Consider the following 22,113-nt stretch of genomic DNA (forward strand, 5'->3'; position numbering starts at 1 on the left):
ACGTCGCTGGGCGGTGCGGCAGGAGTCGCCGTCGCGCGGATCGCGTCAGTCGCCCCCGCCGTTGGGCACGCTTCCGCGCCGAGGCGAAGGGTCGCGCAGCAGGGATGCCCGCTGCACGGCGCCGCGCCCGAACTTCTCTGCCAACGCGTCGATGGCTCCTTCGGCCTCGCGCCATCCCTCGTCGTCGTCCCACAGCCCACGCGCGACGGCGCCTGTCGGCAGCAAATTCTCGGCGCGCACGCCGATGAGTCGCAGGCCACGACCGACGACGGGCGACGCCGCATAGAGGGCGCGCGCTTCGGTCGCGATGCGCTGCGCGACATCCGTCGGCTCAGCGAGCGTCTGCGAGCGCGTGATGGTCTCGAAGTCGCCGAAGCGCAGTTTGACCGAGACCGTGCGGGTCACCCAGCCGCCGCGACGCAGCCGTTCGGCGACCCGGTCTGCCAGTCGTAGCAGCTCGCGGTCGATCGTGGCGCGATCGGTGATGTCGCGCTCGAAGGTCACCTCGTGACCGATCGACTTTTCGAGACGTTCCGGAGTCACCGAGCGCGCGTCTCGCCCGTTCGCGAGAGCGTGCAGGTGCCCAGCATTGGCCGGCCCGAGAGCGCGGGTGAGGGCGTCGAGCGGTGCATCGGCCACATCGCCGATGGTGCGCAGGCCGAGCCTCTCGAGTCGTTGAGCTGAAGCCGCGCCGACTCCCCAGAGCGCCGTGACCGGCTGGGGGTGTAAGAAGTCGAGGGTCGCGGTCGCGGGCACGACGAGCAGGCCGTCGGGTTTGGCACGGCCCGACGCAAGCTTGGCGACGAACTTCGTCGAAGCGGCGCCGACCGAGGCGACGAGACCCGTCTCGGCGCGGATGCGCGCTCGCAGCGCCGTGCCGATCGCGTACGGCGGCCCGAAGAGGCCGACCGCTCCCGCCACGTCGAGGAACGCCTCATCGATGCTGAGCGGCTCGACGAGAGGCGTCACGTCACCGAGAATGCCCATGACCGCGCTCGACGCCGCGGTGTAGCGCTCGTAGTGCGGTTCAAGCACGACCGCGTGCGGGCAGCGTCGCAGAGCGACTGCCATCGGCATGGCCGAGTTGACGCCGTAGCGACGGGCTTCATAGGTGGCGGCAGTGACGACGGAGCGGGCCCCGCGGTGTCCCACGATGACGGGGTGACCGCGCAGCTCGGGCCGGTCGAGCAGCTCGACCGAGGCGAAGAAGGCGTCCATGTCGAGGTGCAGAATGTGCGCGCTGAGGTCAGCGGTCGGGGTCGAGGTGACCAGCCGACCGCTACCGTCTTGCTTGCTCATGACGAACGCCCCACGCGGCCATCCTGTCACCGTGCGCTGACGGTCGGCAGAGACGCGAGGGGCGTTCGCGGTGCGGATGAGACTTAGCGCTTGCGGGTGATGAGGCCCCACACGAGAATCACCAGAATCGAACCGCCGATGGCCAGCAACCAGGTGCCGATGCTGAAGAACTCGTCGACCGAGCCCAGACCGAGCAGACTGCCGATCCAGCCGCCGACGAAGGCGCCGATGACACCCAGGATCAGGGTCGAGATCCAGCCGCCACCCTGCTTGCCCGGCAAGATCGCCTTCGCGATGGCGCCGGCGATGAGGCCGAGGAGGAGGAATGCGAGAAAGCCCATGGGCTTCTCCTTTCGTTGGGGTGTTCCACTGTGGCACAGCGTGCGCGGGGGGCGATAGGTCTGACAGGCTATGGCTATGCCTCAGCTTCACCCGTGGTCGCGCTACGTGGCGATCGGCGACTCGTTCACCGAGGGCATCGGAGACCCCGAGCCGCAGAGCCCCGGGGGCACCCGCGGCTGGGCCGACCGCGTGGCCGAGGTGCTCGCCGAGCGCACCGAAGACTTCGCCTACGCGAACCTCGCGATTCGCGGTCGCCTCCTGCAGCAGATCGCTGACGAGCAGGTGGATGCTGCGCTCGCGCTGCGCCCCGACCTCATCTCTATCTCGGGCGGAGGCAACGACATCATCCGGCCGGGCACCGACCCCGACCAGGTGGCTGAGCTGTTCGATGACACCATCGGCCGACTGCGGTCGAACGGCGCCACGGTCGTCATGTTCAACGGCCCCGACATCGGCATGACCCCGGTGCTGCGTCGCGTGCGCGGCAAAGTCGCCATCTACAACGAGAACCTGCGCTACGTCGCAGCCAAACACGACGCGATCGTCGCCGACATGTGGGCGTTGCGCCAGCTCAAGAACCCGCAGATGTGGGCGCCCGACCGCCTGCACTTTTCTCCCCTGGGCCACCACACGATCGCGATCATGACGCTTGACGCTCTCGGTGTCGCGCATGATCTTGAACCCCTGCACCCCGAGCCTCTGCCGGTGCGCTCGTGGCGCTCGGCGCGCGGCGATGACATGGGGTGGGCGCGTGAGTACCTCGTGCCGTGGGTGGTCAGGCGCATTCGCCACCAATCGTCGGGTGACCTCGTGCGCCCCAAGCGGCCGACTCTGCCGGACTAACCGACACCGAGCGCCGCGATGAGCTCCTTGAGGGGCTGCGCGAGACGCCAGTCGAGCGGTGGTTCGTTGATCGTCCCGATCCATTGCAGAGGCACGCGCACGCGCTCACTGGCATAGCGCACCTCGAGAGTCGGCTCGTCGTCGACGTCCACTCCGGGCTGCAGGTCAGACGCCCGCGCTGACACGACCGACACCATCTCGCCCCACACCACGTCGTCTACCCCGCTGGCGGTGCGCACCTCGGCGATGTCGCCCCACGGAGAGGTATAGCGCGCGACAAGTGAACCTTCAGGGACCAGCTCTACCTCGTGGTAGTCGTCGCGCACGCTCAGCAAGAGCGCTCGGGCGTCTGCGGCGACGCGCGGTCCGTCAGGGCCGTTCAGCACGACGCCCACGACTCGATGCTCGCCGGTCGGCCCCGCGTGCTCGGCCGAGAAGAGCAGCGACGAGCCCGAGGCACGCAGGGTGCCTGTTTTCAGCCCGGAGACTCCGTCGACGCCGATGATCAGGTTGCGGTTCTCGAAACTGCCGATGCCAGGCACCGCGACGCGGGGCAGCGCGGCAGCGGCAGCGACCACCGGATCAGCCGTGGCGATGCGAGCGAGCCGCAGCAGTGAGCGCGGGCTCGCGCGATTCTCGGGCGAGAACCCGGTCGTATCTGCGACGCTGATGCCCATCAGGTCGTTCTCATCGAGCCAGCTGCGAGCCGCAGATAGGTAGGCGTCGACCGAACCGAATGCCCATACCGCGAGCGTCTCGGCATAGTTGTTCGCCGAGTGCACCATCATGAGCTCGATGACTGCCCGCTGGGTGATCGTGCCGCCGGCCGGAGCCGGTGCCGTCGTGCCGTTGATGGCCGCGTACCGCGAGACGAGTCGGCTATCGGCTGCGGTCAAGGTGAGGGTCGCACCGTCGGTTCCCGCTTCCATCGGATGCTCGTGCAGCACCACGAGCGCCGTGATCACCTTGGTCAACGAGGCGATCGGACGCGGCGTGTCGACATCGACGCCGGCGAAGAGATGATCACTCTCGGCATCGCCGATCGCACTGCCGCCGTAACTCGGCAGCGCGACTTCGGCAGCAGGCGTCGCGACGGTCTCAAGCTCGAGCATCTGCGGCTCGATCGGCTCGAGCGGGGCCAGCAGCGCGAAGCCCGCGTAGGTCGAGGCCGCCAGCACCATTGCGGTGACGGCCGCAGCCGCTACCGCACCCGCCCGTCGTCGCCGGACCGTCTGCGCCTCTGTCATCGCCTGTCGAACACCATCACGCCGAGTGGCGCCAAACGATCTCCGTGGGCAGCATCACGCCCTGATCGGTCGGTGCGCCCGAGCGCACCTGCTCGAGCACGAGTTCGGCGGCCCGCGCGCCGAGCTGGCCGGCGGGCTGGCGCACCGTCGAGAGCTCGGGTTGTGCTCGATGCGCCCACGAGCTGTCGTCGAAGCCGATGATGCCGACGTCTGCGGGTACCGACCGACCAGCCGATCTCAGAGTCTCCATGGCTCCCGCCGCGACCGCGTCTGAGGCCGCGAACACGCCGTCGATGTCGGGGGCGATCTCGAGCAGCTCGCGCATGCCGGCCACTCCTGCCGCATAGGTGTAGAAGCGTTGCTGCGAGACGAGAGCGCTCTCGAAACGGGCACCGAGAGCATCCTGAAACCCGGCCAGGCGATCGCGGCCGCTGTCGCGATCGAGGCCAGCAGCGACCATGCCGATGCGACGACGGCCCGTGGCCATCAGGCGCGAGGTGATCTCGCGGGCGGCCCCTCGGTTGTCGATGCCGACCCAGGGCAGCTGAGGCTGGTTGTCGGGTCGACCGATCATCACGGCGGGCAGACGCAGATCGGCGATGGCTTGCGAGATGGGGTCGCCCTCGCGCGCGGAGACGATGATGGCCCCGTCGACGAAGCCGCCGCCGAGGTACCCCGTCACGCGTTCAGAGTCGCGGTCGGTGTCGATCAGCAACGAGACGAGCTGATAATCGGCAGACGAGAGCGCCGCGTTGGCGCCGAGCAGAATCGCCCCGATGTTCGGGTCGTCGATAAAGACCGAGTCGGGCTCGTGCACGATGAGCGCGATCGCCCCGGACGACTGCTTGGCGAGATTACGGGCGGCCGTGTTGCGCACGTATCCGACTTTCGCGATCGCGGCCTCGATCGCTTCTCGAGCAGCTGCTGAGACGTAGGGTTCGCCGTTCAGCACGCGCGAGACCGTGCCTCGCGACACGCCCGCTTCTGCCGCCACGTCAAAGATCGTGGCGCGCTTGAGTCGGGTCAACGAATCGGACACGCGCTCAGTGTAACCAGGCGGCGAGGGGGCCGACGGTGGCGCACCGGTCGACGAAGTGTTGACAGGAGCGCGATGGTCTGTCTACTCTGTGAGCGCTCACAGAAAACCCACCCGGGCAACAGGTCACATCGATCTGTGCACGCTCCCAGGGGAGGGGGTTCGGAGCAACGACGATGTTGACCCGCCCCGGAAGGACGGACTGTGACCACTCCCCTGACCCTCAGCAGCGAGCTGACGCTCGTGCCGGGCTGGGCGACGGGCACGATCACCCTCGGCTGCGACTACAACCCCGAGCAGTGGGATGAGGCGGTCTGGCACGACGACATCGCCCTCATGTGCGAACTGGGCGTCGACCTGGTCGCCATCAACATCTTCGGCTGGGCGCAGCTGCAGCCGAAGCCCGGCCCCTTCGACTTCAGTCGCCTCGATCGCATCATCGAGCTGCTGCACGCAGCCGGAATCCGCGTGAATCTCGGCACGGGCACAGCCTCGCCGCCTCCGTGGCTCGCGCGCCTGCATCCCGAGACGCTGCCGCAGGCCGCCGACGGCACCGTCGCGTGGCCCGGGGGGCGACAGGCATGGTGCCCGAGCTCTGCGGTCTTCCGGCAGAGGGCGCTCGAGCTCGTCACCGCCATGGCCGATCGTTTCGGCTCTCACCCCGCTGTGGCGCTGTGGCACGTGTCGAACGAGCTGGGCTGCCACAACGCGTTGTGCTACTGCGACGAGTCGGCGATGGCGTTCCGCACCTGGCTGCGCGCCCGGTACGGCACCCTCGAGAACCTCAACGCTGCGTGGGGCACGGCGTTCTGGAGCCAGCGCTACGGGGTGTGGGAAGACGTGCTGCCGCCCCGCACCACGCGTTCAGCAGGCAACCCGGCGCAGCTGCTCGATTTCAAGCGCTTCTCCTCCGACGCGCTGCTCGAGTACTACCGGGCCGAGGCTGCCGTGCTGCGCGAGCGCTCAAAGGCTCCCGTCACCACGAACCTCATGGTCACGGCGCACATCCAGACGCAGAACTACACCGACTGGGCGCCAGAGCTCGACCTCATCGCCAACGACCACTACCTCGACCACCGTCTCGCCGACCCACTGGCCGAGCTGGCGTTCAGCGCCGACCTCACGCGCGGGCTCGCGCAGGGAGGGCCGTGGATGCTCATGGAGACCTCGACGAGCGCCGTCAGCTGGCAGCCGGTCAATCACGCGAAGCGCGAGGGCGAACTGGTGCGCACGGCACTGGGACACGTGGCCCGCGGTGCTGACTCGATCTGCTTCTTCCAGTGGCGGGCATCGCGCAGCGGCGCGGAGAAGTTCCACTCGGCACTGCTGCCGCACAGCGGAACGGCCGGAGAGGGCTGGGCGCAGAGCATCGAGCTCTCAGCACTGCTCGACAGGCTTACCCCGGTGGTCGGCTCGCGCGTTCACGCGCGCGCTGCTCTCGTTTTCTCGTGGGAGGCGTGGTGGGCCGCGGAAGGCGACTCGCAGCCGAGCAGCCTGCTGCGCTACCTGCCCGAGGCGCACCGCTATCACCGCGCCCTGCGCGCCCTGGGCGTGACTGTCGATCTCGTCGCGCCGAACGCCGAGCTGTCGGGCTACAACCTGGTCGTCGTGCCGACCCTCTACACGCTGACGGATGCTGAGGCCGCGTCGATCGCGCACGCCGCCTCGACCGGCGCCACCGTGCTGGTCACGCCCTTCAGCGGCATCGTCGACGAGAGCGACGCGATCCGCCTCGGCGGCTACCCCGGCGCCTTCCGCGATTTTCTCGGGCTCACGATCGACGAGTTCCGTCCGCTCGCCGCCGAGGCCACCGTGACACTCTCCTCCGGTGCGCGCGGCAGCATCTGGAGCGAGTCGGTGCGCGTGGCCGATGCCGAGGTGATCGCGACCTTCGTCGACGGGCCGGCCGCAGCATCCCCCGCTCTGACGCGTCGGGCTGTCGGCTCGGGCGCCGCGTGGTACACCGCGACCATGCTCGACGACGACGGGCTGCTCGCCCTGTTGCGCCGCTTGTGCGCTGACTCCGACGTTCCGATCGTCGAGGTGGGTTTCGATGTCGACATCGTCACCAGGCGTTCGCCTTCCGCCGACTTCACCTTCATCATCAATCATCGCGACCTGCCCCTCACGGTGCCGGTCGCGGGTCTCGACCTGGTCTCGGGCGAGACGGTCGATGACGCCACTCCGCTAGCCGGCGGCTCGGTGCGCGTCGTCATGTCAGAGAGGAGCGATCGTGGCGCGTGACACTGCCGTCAAGGCCTCGAACGCCGTCAGTCACAAGAAGGCGCTCGCCGTCTTCCTCATCCCCTTCGGGTCGCTGTTCGTGCTCTTCTACCTCGTGCCGATCCTGTACGCGATCTATCAGTCGCTGCTGACGGTCGAGCGCGAGGGCACCTTCGGCCCGGCGGTGCAGGTCTTCGGCGGGTTGACCCAGTACATTGCGGTGTTCCAGAACGAGCCGTTCTGGGCATCCATCGGTCGAGTGCTGCTCTTCGGGGTCGTGCAGGTGCCTGTGATGCTCGGCGTCGCGCTGCTCCTGGCCCTGCTACTTGACTCGCCTCTCGTGCGGGGCACCAAGTTCTTCCGCCTCGCGTTCTTCGCGCCCTACGCCGTGCCGAGCGTCATCGCGGCGATCATGTGGGGCTTCCTCTACTCACCCAACCTGTCGCCCTTCACGGCGGTGACGTCGACCGTCGACTTCCTGTCGGCTGAGACGGTGCTGTGGTCGATCGCCAACGTCGTCACGTGGGTGTATGTCGGCTACAACATGCTCATCATCTACTCAGCCCTGCTCTCGATACCTCAAGAGATCTACGAGGCGGCTCGACTCGACGGCGCGGGCCAGTTCCGCATCGCGTTCTCGATCAAGATCCCCCTCGTGGTGCCCGCTCTCGTGCTCACGGGCATCTTCTCGATCATCGGCACGCTGCAGCTGCTCGCCGAGCCGCAGGTGTTCCAGAGCTTCTCGAACGCCGTCACGAGCACCTTCACCCCCAACCTCACGATCTACTCCACCGCGTCGGTGCCGAACATCAGCCTCGCCGCCGCCATGTCGGTCGTGCTCGCACTGGCGACCTTCGTGCTCTCGTTCACCGTGCTCAAGCTCACGCAGCGGAGGACCACATCATGACCGAATCGACTGACACCCGCACGCTGCGCACGCAGGGCGCGAAGAAGCCCGCTCGCGACGGCGGCATCCGCGAGAGCGCGGTGTCGCGCACGGTCGCCATGGCGGTCATGATCGTGGCCACGCTGTACTTCTTGACGCCGCTCTGGTGGCTGCTCGTGGCCTCGACCAAGACCCGCAGCGACTTCACCACGACGAACCCGCTCTGGTTCGCCGACTTCGCTCTGTTCGACAACATCGCGGCGCTCGTGACCTACCGTGACGGAGTCTTCCTGCAGTGGCTCGCCAACAGTGCGCTCTACGCGGGAGTCGGAGCACTGCTGGCTACGCTCTTCGCCGCGATGGCCGGTTACGCGATCGCGAAGTACACCTTCCGTGGTCGCGAGACGCTCTTCAACGTCATCCTCGGCGGCGTGCTCGTGCCCGCCACTGCGCTCGCCCTGCCGCTCTTCCTGCTCTTCAGTCAGGCCGGTGCGACGAACACCATCTGGGCCGTGCTGCTGCCGAGCCTGGTCAGCCCCTTCGGCGTGTACCTCTCGCGCATCTATGCGGCCGCGAGCGTGCCCGACGAGATCATCGAGGCAGCACGCATCGACGGCGCCGGCGAGGTGCGCACCTTCTTCACCGTCGCGACGCGCCTCATGGCACCTGCGCTCGTCACGATCTTCCTCTTCCAGTTCGTGGCGATCTGGAACAATTTCTTCTTGCCGCTCATCATGCTGCGCGACGAGAACTTGTTCCCTGTCACGCTCGGCCTCTACGTCTGGAACACGCAGGTCAGCCAGATTCCCGACATCCGCGCGCTCGTCGTCATCGGGTCGCTGCTGTCGATCATCCCCCTCATCGTCACCTTCCTCGCGCTGCAGCGGTTCTGGCAGTCGGGGTTGGCGAACGGCGGTCTCAAGTGAGCCGCCGGCAGGCCCTCGACCGCAGCGCGGTCGAGCGGAGCACCACCACCAGCACCACCAACCGAAAGGAACACAGCATGGCGATCACGCGATTCGCGCGTGCGGGGGCCGTTGCGGCCATCTCCGCGCTCGCACTCACGGCCTGCGCGACCGGCGGCACCGACGCCCCCGGCGCGAGCGGCGACTGCGCTCCCTCTGACGGACCGGTCACCCTGACCTTCACGAGCTGGCTGCCCGGCGTCGAAGAGGCCGTGGCGATTTGGAACGACGAGAACCCCGACATTCAGGTCGAGGTGCAGACCGGCCCCAACGGCAACGGCGGCACCTACCAGAACTTCTTCAACCAGCTCGCGGCCGGCAACGCGCCCGACCTGGGTCAGATCGAGTTCGACGCGATGCCGAACTTCCGCGTGCAAGACGGGCTCGAGAACATCGCGGCCTGCAAAGGCATCCTCGAAGCAGAAGACCAGTTCGTGGGCTGGACCTGAAGCCAGGTCACCTTCGGCGAGGAGAACGCGGTCTACGCGATTCCGCAAGACACCGGCCCCATGGCCATGTTCTACCGTGCTGACCTCTTCGAGGCTGCGGGCATCGCGATTCCGACCACGTGGGAGGAGTACGAGGCAGCAGCCGTGCAGATCCGTGAGCAGGGCGGTTACATCAACAACTTCTCGCAGAGCGACATCAACGCCTTCGCAGGCCTGGTGTGGCAGGCAGACGGCCAGTGGTTCTCGAACGACGCCGACGGGTGGACGGTCGACCTGACCGGTGCCGAGACCACTCAGGTGGCCGAGTACTGGCAGGGCCTGATCGACAACGACCTCGTCGCGGTGTACCCGCCGTGGACCGACGAGTGGAACGCCGCGTACAACTCGAGCGAGCTGTGGACCTGGGTCTCGGCCGTCTGGGGTGCCAACACCATCGCGAGCGGTGCGCCCGACACGGCCGGCAACTGGGCAGTCGCCCCGATGCCGCAGTGGGAGGCCGGCGCGAGCGCAGCGGGCAACTGGGGTGGCTCGACCACCGCCGTGCTCAAGGGCTCTGACCACCCGTACGAGGCCGCGCAGTTCGCTCTGTGGCTGAACACCGATGCTGACGCGCTCACGGCGATGAACCGCACGGCGAACATCTACCCCGCCACGATCGAGGGCGCCAACCTGCCCGCGTTCTCGGAGGGTGTGGAGTTCTACGGCGGTCAGAACATCTACGAGGTGTTCGCCGAGGCCGGCAACAACGTCAACCCCGACTTCACGTGGGGCCCGACGATGACGCAGGTCTACAACGATGTCGCCGACGGCTTCTCCGGAGCCGTCTCGGGCAACGGTACGCTCCTGGAAGCCCTGACCGCCGGTCAGGCCTCCACGATCGCAGCCCTCAAGGCGGCCTCGATTCCCGTCAAGGAGTAGGTATCTCGCTTCTCCACCTCCGTGCCGCGGGTGTCAGCTTCGTGCTCGACGCCCGCGGCACGGCCGTGCCACGGCTCGCGCACTGGGGTCACGACCTCGGATCGGTCGAGCCGCTCATGCTCGAGCAGGTGGCGACCGCACTACCCGCGGTCGCCCCCAGCTCGCCTGATCTGCCACTCGTGCCGTCGATTCTCGCCGGCCCCGCAGAGGGCTGGAGCGGGTTCCCGGCTCTCATCGCCCACCGCTCGGCCAGCGGGCCCGCCCGCCTGCCGCTGCGCATCCGTCGCACCGGGCTGTCACAGCTCGATGAGAGTTCCGTGTCGATCGAGCTGGTCGTGCACGACGACGACGGCCCCTTGCTCACGGTCGGCTGGCACGCCCGGCTGACGCCCCAGGGCGTGCTCGTCATCGGCCTGGATGCCCGCGCCGAGGCCCCCGAAGGCGTCGAATTGCATCGCCTCGCAGCGACCTTGCCGGTTCCCGCACGAGCGAGCGACCTGCTCGACTTCACGGGCGTCTGGGCGGGCGAGCGGATGCCGCAGCGGGGTGCCGTGCGCGACGGCTTGCACCTGCGCGACCAGCGTCGAGGCCGCCCCGGCCACGACGCGCCCTTTCTCACCGTGCTCGGCACGCCCGGCTTCGGCTTCCGCTCCGGCGAAGTGTGGGCGATGCACCACGCCTGGAGCGGCAACAGCACGACGGGCGTCGAGTCGCTGCCAACGGGCCACCGCCGCCTGCTCGCCACCGAGCTGCTCGACCCGGCCGAGGTCGTGCTGGGTAAAGGCGAGACCTACACCGCGCCCGAGACCATGCTTGCCTGGTCGAGCGAGGGCCTCGACGGCCTGAGCGACCGCCTGCACCCTTTCGTGCGCGCCCTGACTCCCCCGACGCACCGGCCGGTCGTGCTCAACACCTGGGAGGCGGTCTACTTCGACCATGCCCTCGAGTCGCTGCTGCCTCTCGTCGATGCCGCGGCGGATCTCGGAATCGAGCGTTTCGTGCTCGACGACGGCTGGTTCACGGGCCGCACCGACGACCGCCGCGCTCTCGGCGACTGGACGGTCGACCCTGAGCGCTGGCCCTCCGGCCTGCACCCGCTCGCCGACGCGGTTGTCGCCCACGGCATGGAGTTCGGGCTGTGGGTCGAGCCCGAGATGGTGAGCCCCGAGTCGCGGCTCGCGCGCGAGCATCCCGAGTGGATGCTCGCCGAAACGTCCACGGAGACCGAGACCCACCATCCCCCTACCTGGCGCTTTCAGCACTCCCTCGATCTGACCGTGCCTGCCGCGCGGGGCCACGTGCTCGAGGCGCTCAGCGCGCTGCTCACCGAGTACCCCATCGCCTTTCTCAAGTGGGACCATAACCGCGATCAGCACGCAGGCACCGCAGCGGCTCACACTCGAGCCGTCTACGGGCTCATCGACGACCTCACCGCCCGTTTTCCGCACGTCGCCATCGAGAGCTGCGCATCGGGTGGCGCGCGCGTCGATCTGGGCATGGCGAGCCGCGTGCACCGCTTCTGGACGAGCGACACCAACGACGCTCTCGACCGCCAGCGCATCCAGCGGTACAGCGGGCTGCTCATGCCGCCCGAGATGATGGGCGGCCACGTCGGCGCCCCGCGCGCCCACATCACGGGTCGCACGCACGACCTTTCGTTCCGGCTCGCCACGGCGATTTTCGGCAGCGCGGGCATCGAGTGGAACATCACGACGGCCGATGCCGCCCAGCTCGACGCGCTGCGCGAGTGGGTCGCGACCGTCAAGCTGCTGCGCCCGCTGCTGATCTCGGGTCGCACGGTGCGCACCGACGAAGCAGTCGACGACCGCTACGTGCACGGACTTGTCGCCCCAGACGACGCTGAGGCCTTGATCGCCCTCGTGACCCTCGCGACGGCGCCGGTGTCGGTGCCCCCGCCCCTGCGGTTTCCTGGGCTCGACCCCGACCGTCGCTATCGCATCGAACCACTCGCGGTCGGCGGGGCGCCGCGCACGGTGCAGGATTCTCCCCCCGCGTGGCTCGCCGAGGGCGGCATCACGATCACGGGCCGCCTGCTTGCCGATCTCGGGCTGCCCGTGCCACTGCTCGCGCCCGAGCAGGCCCTGCTGCTGCGCGCGATCGCGGTCGACTAGGTCTGCAACGAGTAGAGAGCCACGGCGCTCGCGGCCGCGACGTTGAGCGAGTCGACGCCGTGCGCCATGGGGATGGTGACGACGACGTCGGCCGCGTCGAGCGCAGCCCGACTCAGCCCGTCGCCCTCCGCACCGACGACGATCGCGACGCGCTCGGGTGCCGTCGCCGCGAAGTCGCGCAGTCCGACGGCGTCATCAGCAAGGGCCAGCGCGGCGATCGTGAACCCAGCCTCGTGCAGCACCGGCACGGCCTCGTCCCATTCCGGCAGCCGCGTCCAGGGCACCTGCAGCACGGTGCCCATCGACACGCGCACGCTGCGGCGGTAGAGCGGGTCGGCGCAGCGCGGCGTGACGAGCACGGCATCCGCGCCGAGGCCCGCCACCGAGCGGAAGATCGCGCCGACGTTAGTGTGATCCATGACGTCTTCGACGATGACCACCAGCCGAGCATCCCGCAGCAGCGTCGTCAGGTCGAGCGGCTCGGGGCGGTGCATGCTCGCGAGGGCCCCACGGTGCAGGTGGAACCCCGTGAGCTCTTCGAGCAACCCGGGCGCGCCGACGTAAACCGTGACGTCGTGGTCGCCCAGCAGCGCCTGCAGCTCGGGCAGCCAGCGCTCGCTCGTGAGCACCGATCTCGGTCGGTGCCCAGCCCGCAGCGCGCGGCCGATCACGGTGATCGATTCGGCGATGTACAGGCCGCCCTCGGGTTCGGTGACACGCCTCAGGGCCACATCGGTGAGACGCGCGTAGTCGGCGAGGGCGGGTTCGTCGAGCGTCGTGATGTGCACGATGTGCATGGATGCCCGCTCTCTGCTCGGTGGCCACCAGTCGCCCTGCCAGCCTCCGGAAACATATCCGAAACCAGAGCGTTCTAGTCTGCGAGTGAACCACCGGAGGCCCCATGTCGATCGCCGCACCGCTCGTCGAGCTCGATGCGGCTGCGCGCGCCGTCGTCGAGCAGGCGATCGAGCTGCTGCGCGGGCGACGCATCGCCGTGCTGACCGGGGCCGGGGTGAGCACCGACTCTGGTATTCCCGACTACCGCGGTGCGGGCGCCCCCGTGCGCACGCCCATGACCTACAGCCAGTTTCTCTCTGACGAGCCGTACCGCAAGCGCTACTGGGCGGGCAGCCACCTCGGGTGGGCGCGCTTCGCCGCCGCCGGCCCGAACGCCGGCCACCGCACGCTTGCAGATCTCGAGCTCGGCGGCATCGTCAGCGGAGTGGTCACCCAGAACGTCGACGGCCTGCACGTGCGCGCCGGCAGCCGGCGCGTCGTCGACCTGCACGGCAGCATGGACCGCGTCACGTGCCTGCACTGCGGCCAGACCTTCGACCGCGGCGCCGTCGCCGAGCGCATCGCCCGCCTCAACCCCTGGCTGACCGACGCCGACGCGACGATGAATCCGGATGGCGATGCCGAGGTCGCCGACATCTCACGCTTCTCGGTGCCCGAGTGCTCGGTCTGCGGCGGAACCCTCAAGCCCGACATCGTCTTCTTCGGCGAGTTCGTGCCGCCCGTGAAGTTCGAAGAGGCCCGTGGCATCGTGGCCCGCTCCGATGCGCTGCTCGTGCTCGGGTCATCGCTCGTGGTGAACTCGGGCATCCGTCTGGTCGGCCAGGCCGCGAAGAAGCGCATTCCGACCGTCATCGTCAACCGCGGCGAGACGAAGGCCGACAGCCGTGCGGCCCTTAAGATTGATGCGGGCACCACCGAGACGCTCGCCGCGCTGAGCGAGGCTCTGTTGCCCTAGCCGGCCTCTTGCCTTAGAAGCGCACGCCGGCGCGACTACTCGGCAGCCGCCGGCTTCACGTGCGCGCGGACATTCGGGAACCAACTAAGGGTGATCACGACAACCCCTAGTACCGCCGAAGCGATTGAATCCCAGGCCAGCCCACCGAGCAGGTCGGCGACCGCCCACAGACCAAGCACCGTTGTCACAATCAGGGCCCAGGACACCGGACGGATCAACCAATAGACGGCCAGGCCATGGACTCCTACGAGGAATAGCCCGCTTCCCACCACTACGGCGATCTCAGGCGCTGTTGACGCTCCAACGAGGAACAGTCGTAACGCCAGAATGAGAGCGATACCTGCGAGGCAGACCACGATGGCGAGAACAGTGATTGGCCAACTTTTCGTCATGTGGTTCTCTGCACTGCCTCTCGACGGACGCCGCAACCGGATGTACGTAGGCAGGGTCGATCTTAGGCGGGGCCCGCGCCCCCTTAGGGTTGGAAAGTTGATCGAAAGGGAATCCTCATGACGGTGTTCGCACTCGTGCGCCACGGCGAGACTGACTGGAACCGCGAACGGCGCATCCAGGGTTCGACCGACATTCCCCTCAACGACACAGGGCGCGACCAGGCCCGTGCGACCGGCGCGCTGCTAGCCAGCCGACGCTGGAACGCGCTTGTCGCGTCACCGCTCTCGCGTGCCGCCGAGACCGCGCGTCTGATCGGCGCGCATGTCGGACTCGCCGAGCCAGAGCTCGAGCCGCGCCTCGTCGAGCGCGACTACGGCGCCGCGGAAGGCCTCACGGGCACGGAGATCGACGCTCTCTACCCCGATGGCGCCGAGGTTCCCGGGCGCGAGCCCCGCGAGGCCGTCGCCGTGCGCGCCGTCGACGCCCTGCACGATCTCGCGGCGCGGCACCCCGGTGAGGCCATCATCGTCGTGGCGCACGGCGGCGTGATCCGCAGCGTGCTCGAGTCGGTCGAGCCCGGTCGGCACCGCGGCATGATCACGAACGGATCGGTGCACTCGTTCCGTCACGCCGACGGAGCCCTCGAACTCGTCGCCTTCGACGACCCGATCGATGAGCAGTCGATCTTTCCGTTCGCCGACGATTTCGAGCAGCAGAACGCGCTCGCTGCCCGCGAAGGCCGCTGATGGCGAGCGGCCCCGAACGATTTCTCGCGGCGACGGCGCACTTGCCCATCACGCCCCGACGGATGCCCGACTCCACCCACACCGCCGCCGAAGCCGCTGCTGCCGTCGGCTGCGCGGTCGGCGCGATCGTCAAGTCGCTCGTCTTCGTCGCCGTGCACGCTGACGACCACCGTGAGCCCCTGATCGCTCTCGTGTGCGGCGACAACCGCGCCGACCTCGAGGCTCTCGCCGCCGTGGTCGGAGCCCGCATCGAGAAGGCCGACGCGAGCACCGTCAAGCAGGCGACGGGCTTCTCGATCGGCGGCGTGCCCCCGCTCGGTCATCCTGCCCCCGTACGCACGGTCGTCGACCGCGACCTGCTGCGCTTCGAGACCGTGTGGTCGGCCGCGGGCAGCGCCTACGATGTGTTCCCGGCGGCCCCGCAGCAACTCATCGAGTGGGCGGGCGGCGAGCTCGCCGACATCGGCACCCGCTGACGGGGGTCCTTGGATTCGGGAGCGCGCCGGCCACGACGCCCCAGCCCAGGCGCTAGCGACGCGAGTGGCCGAGCGCGGCCTGCTCGCGCAGCAGCTCGAGCAGCACCGCGGCCGAGCGGCCCCAGTCGAAGCGCGCGGCCTCGGCGGGAGTAGCGGCCGAGCGTCGCTCCCACTCCCCCGGTTCCAGCAGCTCGGTGATGCGCGCGGCGAAGGCCTCAGCATCCCCCGTCACCGCATAGAGCGCCGTGTCGCCGCCGATCTCGCGGAAGATCGGGATGTCGCTGACGACAACGGGCGTGCCGCGCCCCATGGCCTCGACGAGCGGGATGCCGAAGCCCTCGTCGCGCGAGGCCGTCACGAGTGCCGTGGCACCGTCGAGAAGCTCGGCGTACTCGTCGTCGCTCACGCCGTTGTGCACGACGAGCGACCCCGCGGGTGCGGCCGCCTCGAATCGCTCGCGCTCGGCGGGCCGGATGCGGCTCAGCAGGTGCAGTCGCGCCCCGGGCAGGAGGTGCAGCGCCTCGACGAGCGTGTCGACACCCTTGTAGGGCATGAACGAGCCCATGTAGACGAGCTCGATGCCCTCAGGCCGCGTGCGCGGCGTCACCGTCGTGGGCCGATCCGCTGCGTTCGGCACGACCGTGATCGAGCGCTTCGTGAGCCGCTTCGAGATCATGAGCGCGCGCGTTGTCTCACTCACCGTCACGACGGCGTCGGCCCGATTGAGCAGTACCCGCTGCGGCCACCACGCCAGGTGGTAGAGCCGCCAGCCGACCCGCACCGGCCACGGCAGATCGCGCGGCGGCGTGGGATGCGCGTAGTAGATGAGGTCGTGCAGTGTCAGCACGAGCGGGTAGCGCCGCCAGAGCGCCCCCATGGTCTGCATGGGGCTGAACACGACGTCGGGCGACACTCGGTTGACCTGGCGCGCCACGAAAGGCTCACGCGGGCTCGTGGGGCCGCTCACGAGATGCCACGGCAGACCCTCGGGCAGCATGGCGAGTTGGCCTTCGTCGCTGATCAGCAGCTCGAGCGCCTCGGACTCGGCGAGCTGGCCGCGCAGAGCATCCACGAGACCCGCCGTGAACCGGCTGATGCCGTCGTGGCGCGGAAACCGCACGTAGCGGCAATCAACGACGATCTTCATGACAAGAACGTCTCGATCGCGGCAGCAGCCTCGACGGGCTTCTCGTAGTGGATGAGGTGCCCGACGCCCTCGATGACCGCGAGCTCAGCATCCGGAAACATGGTCACCAAGCGTCGCTGGGCCTCGAGAGGCGTGATGTCGTCGTGGTCGGCCACGACGAGCAGCGTCTGCTGGTGGATGCTCGCCGCGAACTCGCTCACATCGTGCGAGACCGACGTACGAAACGCTTCGAGCAGGCTCTGCCGGGTGGCGAACGCTGAGAAATAGCGGTCGTGCTCTTCGTGGATCCAGCGGCGCAGCGCCTTGTCGTCGGTCTTCGCCATCGTGACGCTCATGATGCGGGTGACGAGGCGACTGCGCAGCACCGCGAAGCCGAGCTTCTCTGGCAAGGCCGCGCCCACGCGGTAGAACCCGACCGCGAGGCGTGTGAGCACTCCGCGAGGGCCTGCGAGGGCGTTCTGCCCGATCGGGTTGACGAGAATCACGCGGGGTGTGGGCACTCCTGAGGCGACAGCCGCCGCGACGACGATCGAGCCGAACGAGTGGCCGAGCAGCACCGCGGTGCCGTGTACTCCCGTCGTGCGCAAGAAGGCCTCGAGCCAGGCGGTGTAGCCGGCCAGGTCGTGCGCGCCCGCCGCGAGGGGCGCACTCGCGCCAAAGCCCGGCAGGTCTGGAGCGATAAAGCGCACGTGGGGCAGCTGCGCCACGACCGGACCGAGCCCGTGGTGGTCACCGCGAAAGCCGTGCACGAGCACGAGCGTGCGCTCAGCATCGACCGGCCCGTACTCGACCCAGTGCGTACGCGCACCGAGCACCTCGGACGTGCGGTCGACCGAGGAGATCCGCGCGAGGTCGGCGGCATACGGAGAGGGGGCGGCCATCGTGATTAGTCTAGGCAGGTGTCGTTCACCGCTCCCATCACCCTGCCCGGCCTGACCCGTGACCCGCAGTGGCATCGCCGCAGCGTCTTCTACGAAGTCATGGTGCGCTCGTTCATGGATTCGAACGGTGACGGCACCGGCGACCTCGGCGGCTTGATCCAGAAGCTCGACTACCTGCAGTGGCTCGGCATCGATGCGCTGTGGCTGCCGCCGTTCTTTCAGAGCCCGCTGCGCGATGGCGGCTACGACGTTTCTGACTACAACTCGGTACTGCCCGAGTTCGGCACGATCGAAGAGTTCCGTGAGCTCGTCACCAAGGCGCACGAGCGCAACATGCGCATCGTCATCGACCTCGTCATCAACCACACGAGCGATCAGCACCCCTGGTTCCAGGCCTCGCGCGAAGACCCCGAGGGGCCCTACGGCGACTACTACGTCTGGAGCGATACCGACGAGAAGTACGAAGACGTGCGCATCATCTTCGTCGACACCGAAGAGTCGAACTGGGCCTTCGACCCGATTCGCCGGCAGTTCTACTGGCACCGCTTCTTCTCGCACCAGCCCGACCTGAACTTCGAGAACCCCAAGGTTCACGACGAGATCTTTGATGTCGTGCGGTTCTGGGCCGATCTCGGAGTCGACGGGTTCCGCCTCGACGCGATCCCCTACCTCTACGAGACCGACGGCGGTTCGGGTGAGAGCGAGCCCGAGACGCATCAGTTCGTGGCTAAGCTGCGCGAGATGGTCGACCGCGAGTACCCCGGGCGCATCCTCATCGCCGAGGCGAACCAGTGGCCGAGCGAGGTCGCCGCGTTCTTCGGCACCGATGACGAGCCCGAGTGCCACATGGCCTTCGACTTTCCCGTCATGCCCCGCATCTTCTACGCCCTCCGGTCGCAGCAGGCCACCGAGCTGCAGCGGCAGATGGCCGAAGAGACTCCCGCACCCGAAGGCAGCGCCTGGGGCGTGTTCCTGCGCAACCACGACGAGCTCACGCTCGAGATGGTGAGCGAGGAATACCGGCAGGCGATGTACGGCTGGTACGCCTACGACCCGCGCATGCGCGCCAACATCGGCATTCGCCGCAGACTCGCGCCGTTGCTCGACAATGCGCGCGCAGAGCTCGAACTCGCGCACGCTCTGTTGTTCAGCCTGCCCGGCAGCCCGTTCTTGTACTACGGCGACGAGATCGGCATGGGCGACAACATCTGGCTGCCCGACCGCGACAGCTCGCGCACGCCCATGCAGTGGACGCCCGACCGCAACGCCGGCTTCAGCCACGCCGACCCCGGCAAGCTCTACCTGCCCGTCGTGCAGTCGCTCGTCTACCACTACAACCAGATCAACGTCGAAAGCCAGCTGGCGCAGTCGCGGTCGCTGCTGCACTGGATTCGCAACGTCATCCACGTGCGCAAGGCTCACCCGACCTTCGGGCTCGGCACGATGCGCATTCTCGAGACCGACAACGAGTCGGTGCTCGCCTTCGTGCGCGAGTACCGCGGCACCGGCACGCACCTCGGCGATGCCGCCGAGCGCATCCTGTGCGTGTTCTCGTTCGCTCACAACCCGGTGTCGGCGACCATCACGGCGCCCGGGCTCGAGGGTGCTCAGCTGCGCGACCTGTTCGGCGGTGCGCCCTTCCCGGCGGTCAACGACGACGGAACCCTCACGCTGACGCTCGGCACGCAGAGCTTCTACTGGCTGCACGCCGAATAGCGGCGAGGGGTGTGCCGCTGTGTCGCAGTCAGAGCACCGCTCTAGGCTGACTCTGTGACCTTGCTGCAGCGCGACCTCGCCGTGTTCGACCTCGAGACCACGGGGGTGGATGTTCGCACCTCGCGCATCGTCACCGCCTGCGTGGCCCTGCTCGATGCCAGCGGCACTGTCGTCTCGAGGCGTGACTGGCTCGCCGATCCGGGCGTGGAGATTCCGGAGGGCGCTGCAGCGGTCCACGGCATCAGCACTGAGCGTGCTCGCGCCGAGGGCCGCCCGGCAGTCGAGGTCGTCACCGAGATTGTCGACGAGTTGCGCGCCGTACTCGGCCGCGGCACGCCCCTTGTGGTCTACAACGCCCCCTACGACCTGACCCTGCTCGCGTGTGAGGCCGCCCGGCACGGCGTCGCGCCTCTCGTCGACCCGGCTCCCGTCATCGACCCGCTCGTCATCGACAAGGCCGTCGACCGCTACCGCAAGGGCAAGCGCACGCTGGAGGCCGCTGCCGCCCACTACAGCGTCGCTCTCGACGGGGCGCACGACGCGGGCGTCGACGCGATCGCCGCCGGGCTCGTGGCCCGCGCGATCGCAGAGCAGCATGCCGCTGTTCTGCCTGCCACGCTAGAGGAGCTGCAGACCGCGCAGGCCGCCTGGCACGACCAGCAGGCCAGTAGCTTCGAGGACTACATGCGCACGCAGCGCGATCACACCTTCACAGTCGACCGCGGCTGGCCCGTTCGCCACTGACGAATTCGCCCGCGGTCTGCCACACTCTCCGCATGCCAGGTGCGTCATCGATCTCGGTGAGCAGACTCACCAAGCGGTACGACGATCTCGTCGCGGTCGACGAGATCTCTTTCGAGGTGCAGGCAGGCAGTGTCTTCGCTTTTCTCGGCACCAACGGGGCGGGCAAATCAACGACCATCGGTTGCATCACCACGGTGCTCTCGAGCGATGCCGGTGAGATCGTCGTCGACGGCCACGACGTGCGCCGCGATCCCGAGCCGGTGCGCGAGCGCATCGGAGTGGTTTTTCAAGAGTCGATGCTCGACGCGCCGCTTACCGCCCGCGAGAACCTTCGCACCCGGGCCCGCTTCTACGGCGCCGATCGTGAGCAGATCGACGATCGCATCGCCGAACTCGGTGCGCTCATCGGCGTGGAGGAGTTTCTCGACAGGCGGTACGGCACCCTCTCGGGCGGGCAACGTCGCCGGGTCGACATCGCTCGCGCGCTGCTGCACTCACCGTCGATCCTGTTCCTCGACGAGCCCACCGCGGGCCTCGACCCGGCCAGCCGCGCCGTGGTGTGGTCGACCATCCACGACCTGCGCGATCGTCACGGCTTGACGGTCTTCTTGACGACGCACTACATGGAAGAGACCGAGAACGCCGATCAGGTGAGCATCATTGAACGAGGCCGCATCATCGCTCAGGGCTCGCCGGCCGAGCTGCGAACTCGCCACAGTTCGAGCGTGCTCTCGGTGACCACGCGCAATCGCTCGGCGTTGACGAAGCTCGCCCGAGTCCACGGGCTCGAGGTGCGCGAGCACGGTGAGGTGATCGAAATGCGCGTCGACGGTGCCGACGTAGCTCGACGACTCATCGCTGACCACGGCGATGACGTGCTCGACTTCGAATTTCGGCACGGTTCGATGGACGACGTCTTTCTCGCACTCACGGGGCGCACGCCCGAGCCAGAGGGGGCGTGATGAGACTCGCTGTCACGATCATGGGGCGCAATCTGCGGCTCTTCTTCCGCGACCGCGCAGGCGTCGCCTTCTCGCTTCTGGGCGCCCTCATCGTCTTCGTGCTCTACGCGCTGTTCCTCTCCGATTTGCAGGCGCGCTCGATCGCATCCTCATTCCCGGATGCGACGATGTCAGACGTGCGGGCCTTCGTCGACACCTGGATGTTCGCCGGCATCATCGCGATGACCTCGAGCACCACCTCGCTCGGCGCGCTCGGAGTCTTCGTCGACGACGCCGCGACGGGCCGAGTGCGAGACTTCCTGGTGTCGCCGATCCGCCAGTGGCAGCTGGTGCTCGGCTATCTGCTCGCCACCATCGTCGTTGCACTCGTGATGACCGTCATCGTGCTGATGGTGAGCCTGGCCTATCTGTTTTTTGTCGACGGAGTGACGATCGGCTTCGCCGAGGTGGTGGCCACCCTGGTCTGGATCACTCTCTCGTGCTGCGCCTTTGCCGCGGTGTGGGCCTTCGTGGCCTCGTTCCTGCGCACGACCGCGGCGTTCTCTGCCCTGTCGACGGTCGTGGGCACCCTCATCGGCTTTCTCGCCGGGGCGTTCATCGCGGTCGGGCTGTTTCCGTCGGGTGTGCGCGACCTCGTCAACGCGCTGCCCTTCGCCCAGTCGGCCATGCTGATGAGGCAACAGTTCACGGCTGAGAGCCTCACCGCTCTCGTCGGCGACGAATCCGCAGCCACCGCCGCGCTCAGCGAGTTCTACGGCATCACCACCGTGATCGGGGGCGAGGTCGTTCCGGTGCCCGTCGTCGCAGGTCTGCTGCTGGTCTACGGGCTCGTCTTCACGGCGCTGGCCGTTTGGCGCATTCGCGCGCGCATCACCTAGTCGGTGGAGTGTCCGCGTTCGAGAGACCAGTAGGCGCTCCCGGCGGCAACAACGAAGGGCCCCACCAGCGGCGGGGC

The 22,113-nt window shown here is 68.2% G+C and carries 20 protein-coding genes and 1 pseudogene; 13 read left to right on the plus strand and 8 right to left on the minus strand.

From position 1 onward, the window contains the following. Positions 1–45: 45 nt before the first annotated feature. Both KL788_RS02070 and KL788_RS02075 read right to left on the minus strand, forming a co-directional pair. Positions 46–1,299 (minus strand): DNA polymerase IV, encoded by a 1,254-nt coding sequence (locus tag KL788_RS02070; RefSeq protein WP_293168036.1) that lies wholly within the window; start codon positions 1,297–1,299, stop codon positions 46–48. A gap of 83 nt (positions 1,300–1,382) precedes the next feature. Then, positions 1,383–1,640, minus strand: a complete 258-nt coding sequence (locus KL788_RS02075; RefSeq protein ID WP_293168038.1) for a GlsB/YeaQ/YmgE family stress response membrane protein — start codon at positions 1,638–1,640, stop codon at positions 1,383–1,385. Positions 1,641–1,716: 76 nt separating this feature from the next. On the opposite strand from KL788_RS02075, the gene KL788_RS02080 reads away from it, so the two are divergent. Beyond that, complete coding sequence (locus KL788_RS02080) at positions 1,717–2,484, plus strand: SGNH/GDSL hydrolase family protein (protein WP_293168040.1); 768 nt, start codon at positions 1,717–1,719, stop codon at positions 2,482–2,484. Here KL788_RS02080 and KL788_RS02085 read toward each other — a convergent pair. Further along, positions 2,481–3,731, minus strand: coding sequence for a D-alanyl-D-alanine carboxypeptidase family protein (locus tag KL788_RS02085; protein ID WP_293168042.1), 1,251 nt, complete (start codon positions 3,729–3,731; stop codon positions 2,481–2,483). The two genes, KL788_RS02080 and KL788_RS02085, sit on opposite strands and share 4 nt — an antisense overlap. Before the next feature lie 16 nt (positions 3,732–3,747). Continuing rightward, complete coding sequence (locus KL788_RS02090; RefSeq protein WP_293168044.1) at positions 3,748–4,770, minus strand: LacI family DNA-binding transcriptional regulator; 1,023 nt, start codon at positions 4,768–4,770, stop codon at positions 3,748–3,750. Positions 4,771–4,971: 201 nt separating this feature from the next. Here KL788_RS02090 and KL788_RS02095 point away from each other — a divergent pair, with 201 nt between their 5' ends. From KL788_RS02095 to KL788_RS02115, 5 genes and pseudogenes are all read left to right on the plus strand, one after another. Next, entirely contained in the window at positions 4,972–7,011 is a 2,040-nt protein-coding gene (locus tag KL788_RS02095; protein ID WP_293168046.1) for a beta-galactosidase, read from the plus strand. Then, positions 7,001–7,897, plus strand: a complete 897-nt coding sequence (locus KL788_RS02100) for a carbohydrate ABC transporter permease (protein ID WP_293168048.1) — start codon at positions 7,001–7,003, stop codon at positions 7,895–7,897. The genes KL788_RS02095 and KL788_RS02100 overlap by 11 nt, the downstream gene beginning before the upstream one ends. Continuing rightward, positions 7,894–8,802 carry a carbohydrate ABC transporter permease gene (locus KL788_RS02105; RefSeq protein ID WP_293168050.1) on the plus strand — a complete coding sequence of 303 codons (909 nt, stop codon included), beginning with the start codon at positions 7,894–7,896 and terminating at the stop codon, positions 8,800–8,802. The genes KL788_RS02100 and KL788_RS02105 overlap by 4 nt, the downstream gene beginning before the upstream one ends. Positions 8,803–8,879: 77 nt before the next feature. Further along, positions 8,880–10,208, plus strand: a pseudogene (locus KL788_RS02110) (ABC transporter substrate-binding protein). Positions 10,209–10,249: 41 nt separating this feature from the next. Further along, complete coding sequence (locus KL788_RS02115) at positions 10,250–12,340, plus strand: alpha-galactosidase (RefSeq protein WP_293168051.1); 2,091 nt, start codon at positions 10,250–10,252, stop codon at positions 12,338–12,340. Here KL788_RS02115 and KL788_RS02120 read toward each other — a convergent pair. Further along, positions 12,337–13,137, minus strand: coding sequence for a TrmH family RNA methyltransferase (locus tag KL788_RS02120; protein WP_293168052.1), 801 nt, complete (start codon positions 13,135–13,137; stop codon positions 12,337–12,339). The two genes, KL788_RS02115 and KL788_RS02120, sit on opposite strands and share 4 nt — an antisense overlap. A gap of 104 nt (positions 13,138–13,241) precedes the next feature. Here KL788_RS02120 and KL788_RS02125 point away from each other — a divergent pair, with 104 nt between their 5' ends. Next, the gene (locus KL788_RS02125; RefSeq protein ID WP_293168053.1) at positions 13,242–14,093 is read left to right on the plus strand and encodes a Sir2 family NAD-dependent protein deacetylase; all 852 of its coding nucleotides are present in this window, start codon (positions 13,242–13,244) and stop codon (positions 14,091–14,093) included. A 35-nt stretch (positions 14,094–14,128) separates the two neighbouring features. Here KL788_RS02125 and KL788_RS02130 read toward each other — a convergent pair whose 3' ends face one another. Then, the gene (locus KL788_RS02130) at positions 14,129–14,485 is read right to left on the minus strand and encodes a hypothetical protein (protein ID WP_293168054.1); all 357 of its coding nucleotides are present in this window, start codon (positions 14,483–14,485) and stop codon (positions 14,129–14,131) included. Between the two features lie 117 nt (positions 14,486–14,602). Between KL788_RS02130 and KL788_RS02135 the strand changes: the two genes are divergently transcribed. After that, positions 14,603–15,232 (plus strand): histidine phosphatase family protein, encoded by a 630-nt coding sequence (locus KL788_RS02135; RefSeq protein ID WP_293168056.1) that lies wholly within the window; start codon positions 14,603–14,605, stop codon positions 15,230–15,232. Continuing rightward, positions 15,232–15,708, plus strand: a complete 477-nt coding sequence (locus tag KL788_RS02140; protein ID WP_293168058.1) for a YbaK/EbsC family protein — start codon at positions 15,232–15,234, stop codon at positions 15,706–15,708. The genes KL788_RS02135 and KL788_RS02140 overlap by 1 nt, the downstream gene beginning before the upstream one ends. Before the next feature lie 52 nt (positions 15,709–15,760). Here the strand turns inward: KL788_RS02140 and KL788_RS02145 are convergent, their stop codons facing one another. Then, on the minus strand, positions 15,761–16,855 hold the full coding sequence (locus KL788_RS02145; RefSeq protein WP_293168060.1) for a glycosyltransferase family 4 protein: 1,095 nt from the start codon (positions 16,853–16,855) through the stop codon (positions 15,761–15,763). Further along, positions 16,852–17,736: an alpha/beta fold hydrolase gene (locus KL788_RS02150; protein ID WP_293168062.1), complete on the minus strand. Its 885-nt coding sequence runs from the start codon at positions 17,734–17,736 to the stop codon at positions 16,852–16,854. The genes KL788_RS02145 and KL788_RS02150 overlap by 4 nt, the downstream gene beginning before the upstream one ends. 18 nt (positions 17,737–17,754) lie before the next feature. Between KL788_RS02150 and treS the strand changes: the two genes are divergently transcribed. Genes treS through KL788_RS02170 form a run of 4 tightly spaced genes read left to right on the plus strand, consistent with a single transcriptional unit; the run spans position 17,755 to position 22,036 of the window. Beyond that, entirely contained in the window at positions 17,755–19,452 is a 1,698-nt protein-coding gene (gene treS / locus KL788_RS02155) for a maltose alpha-D-glucosyltransferase (protein ID WP_293168064.1), read from the plus strand. 54 nt (positions 19,453–19,506) lie between these two features. Next, positions 19,507–20,196, plus strand: coding sequence for a 3'-5' exonuclease (locus KL788_RS02160; RefSeq protein WP_293168066.1), 690 nt, complete (start codon positions 19,507–19,509; stop codon positions 20,194–20,196). Positions 20,197–20,228: 32 nt separating this feature from the next. Continuing rightward, complete coding sequence (locus tag KL788_RS02165; RefSeq protein ID WP_293168068.1) at positions 20,229–21,158, plus strand: ABC transporter ATP-binding protein; 930 nt, start codon at positions 20,229–20,231, stop codon at positions 21,156–21,158. Beyond that, entirely contained in the window at positions 21,158–22,036 is an 879-nt protein-coding gene (locus tag KL788_RS02170) for an ABC transporter permease (RefSeq protein ID WP_293168070.1), read from the plus strand. The genes KL788_RS02165 and KL788_RS02170 overlap by 1 nt, the downstream gene beginning before the upstream one ends. Positions 22,037–22,113 lie beyond the last annotated feature (77 nt).

Origin of the sequence: Microcella sp., assembly GCF_019739195.1 — a bacterium.
Lineage (GTDB): Bacteria > Actinomycetota > Actinomycetes > Actinomycetales > Microbacteriaceae > Microcella.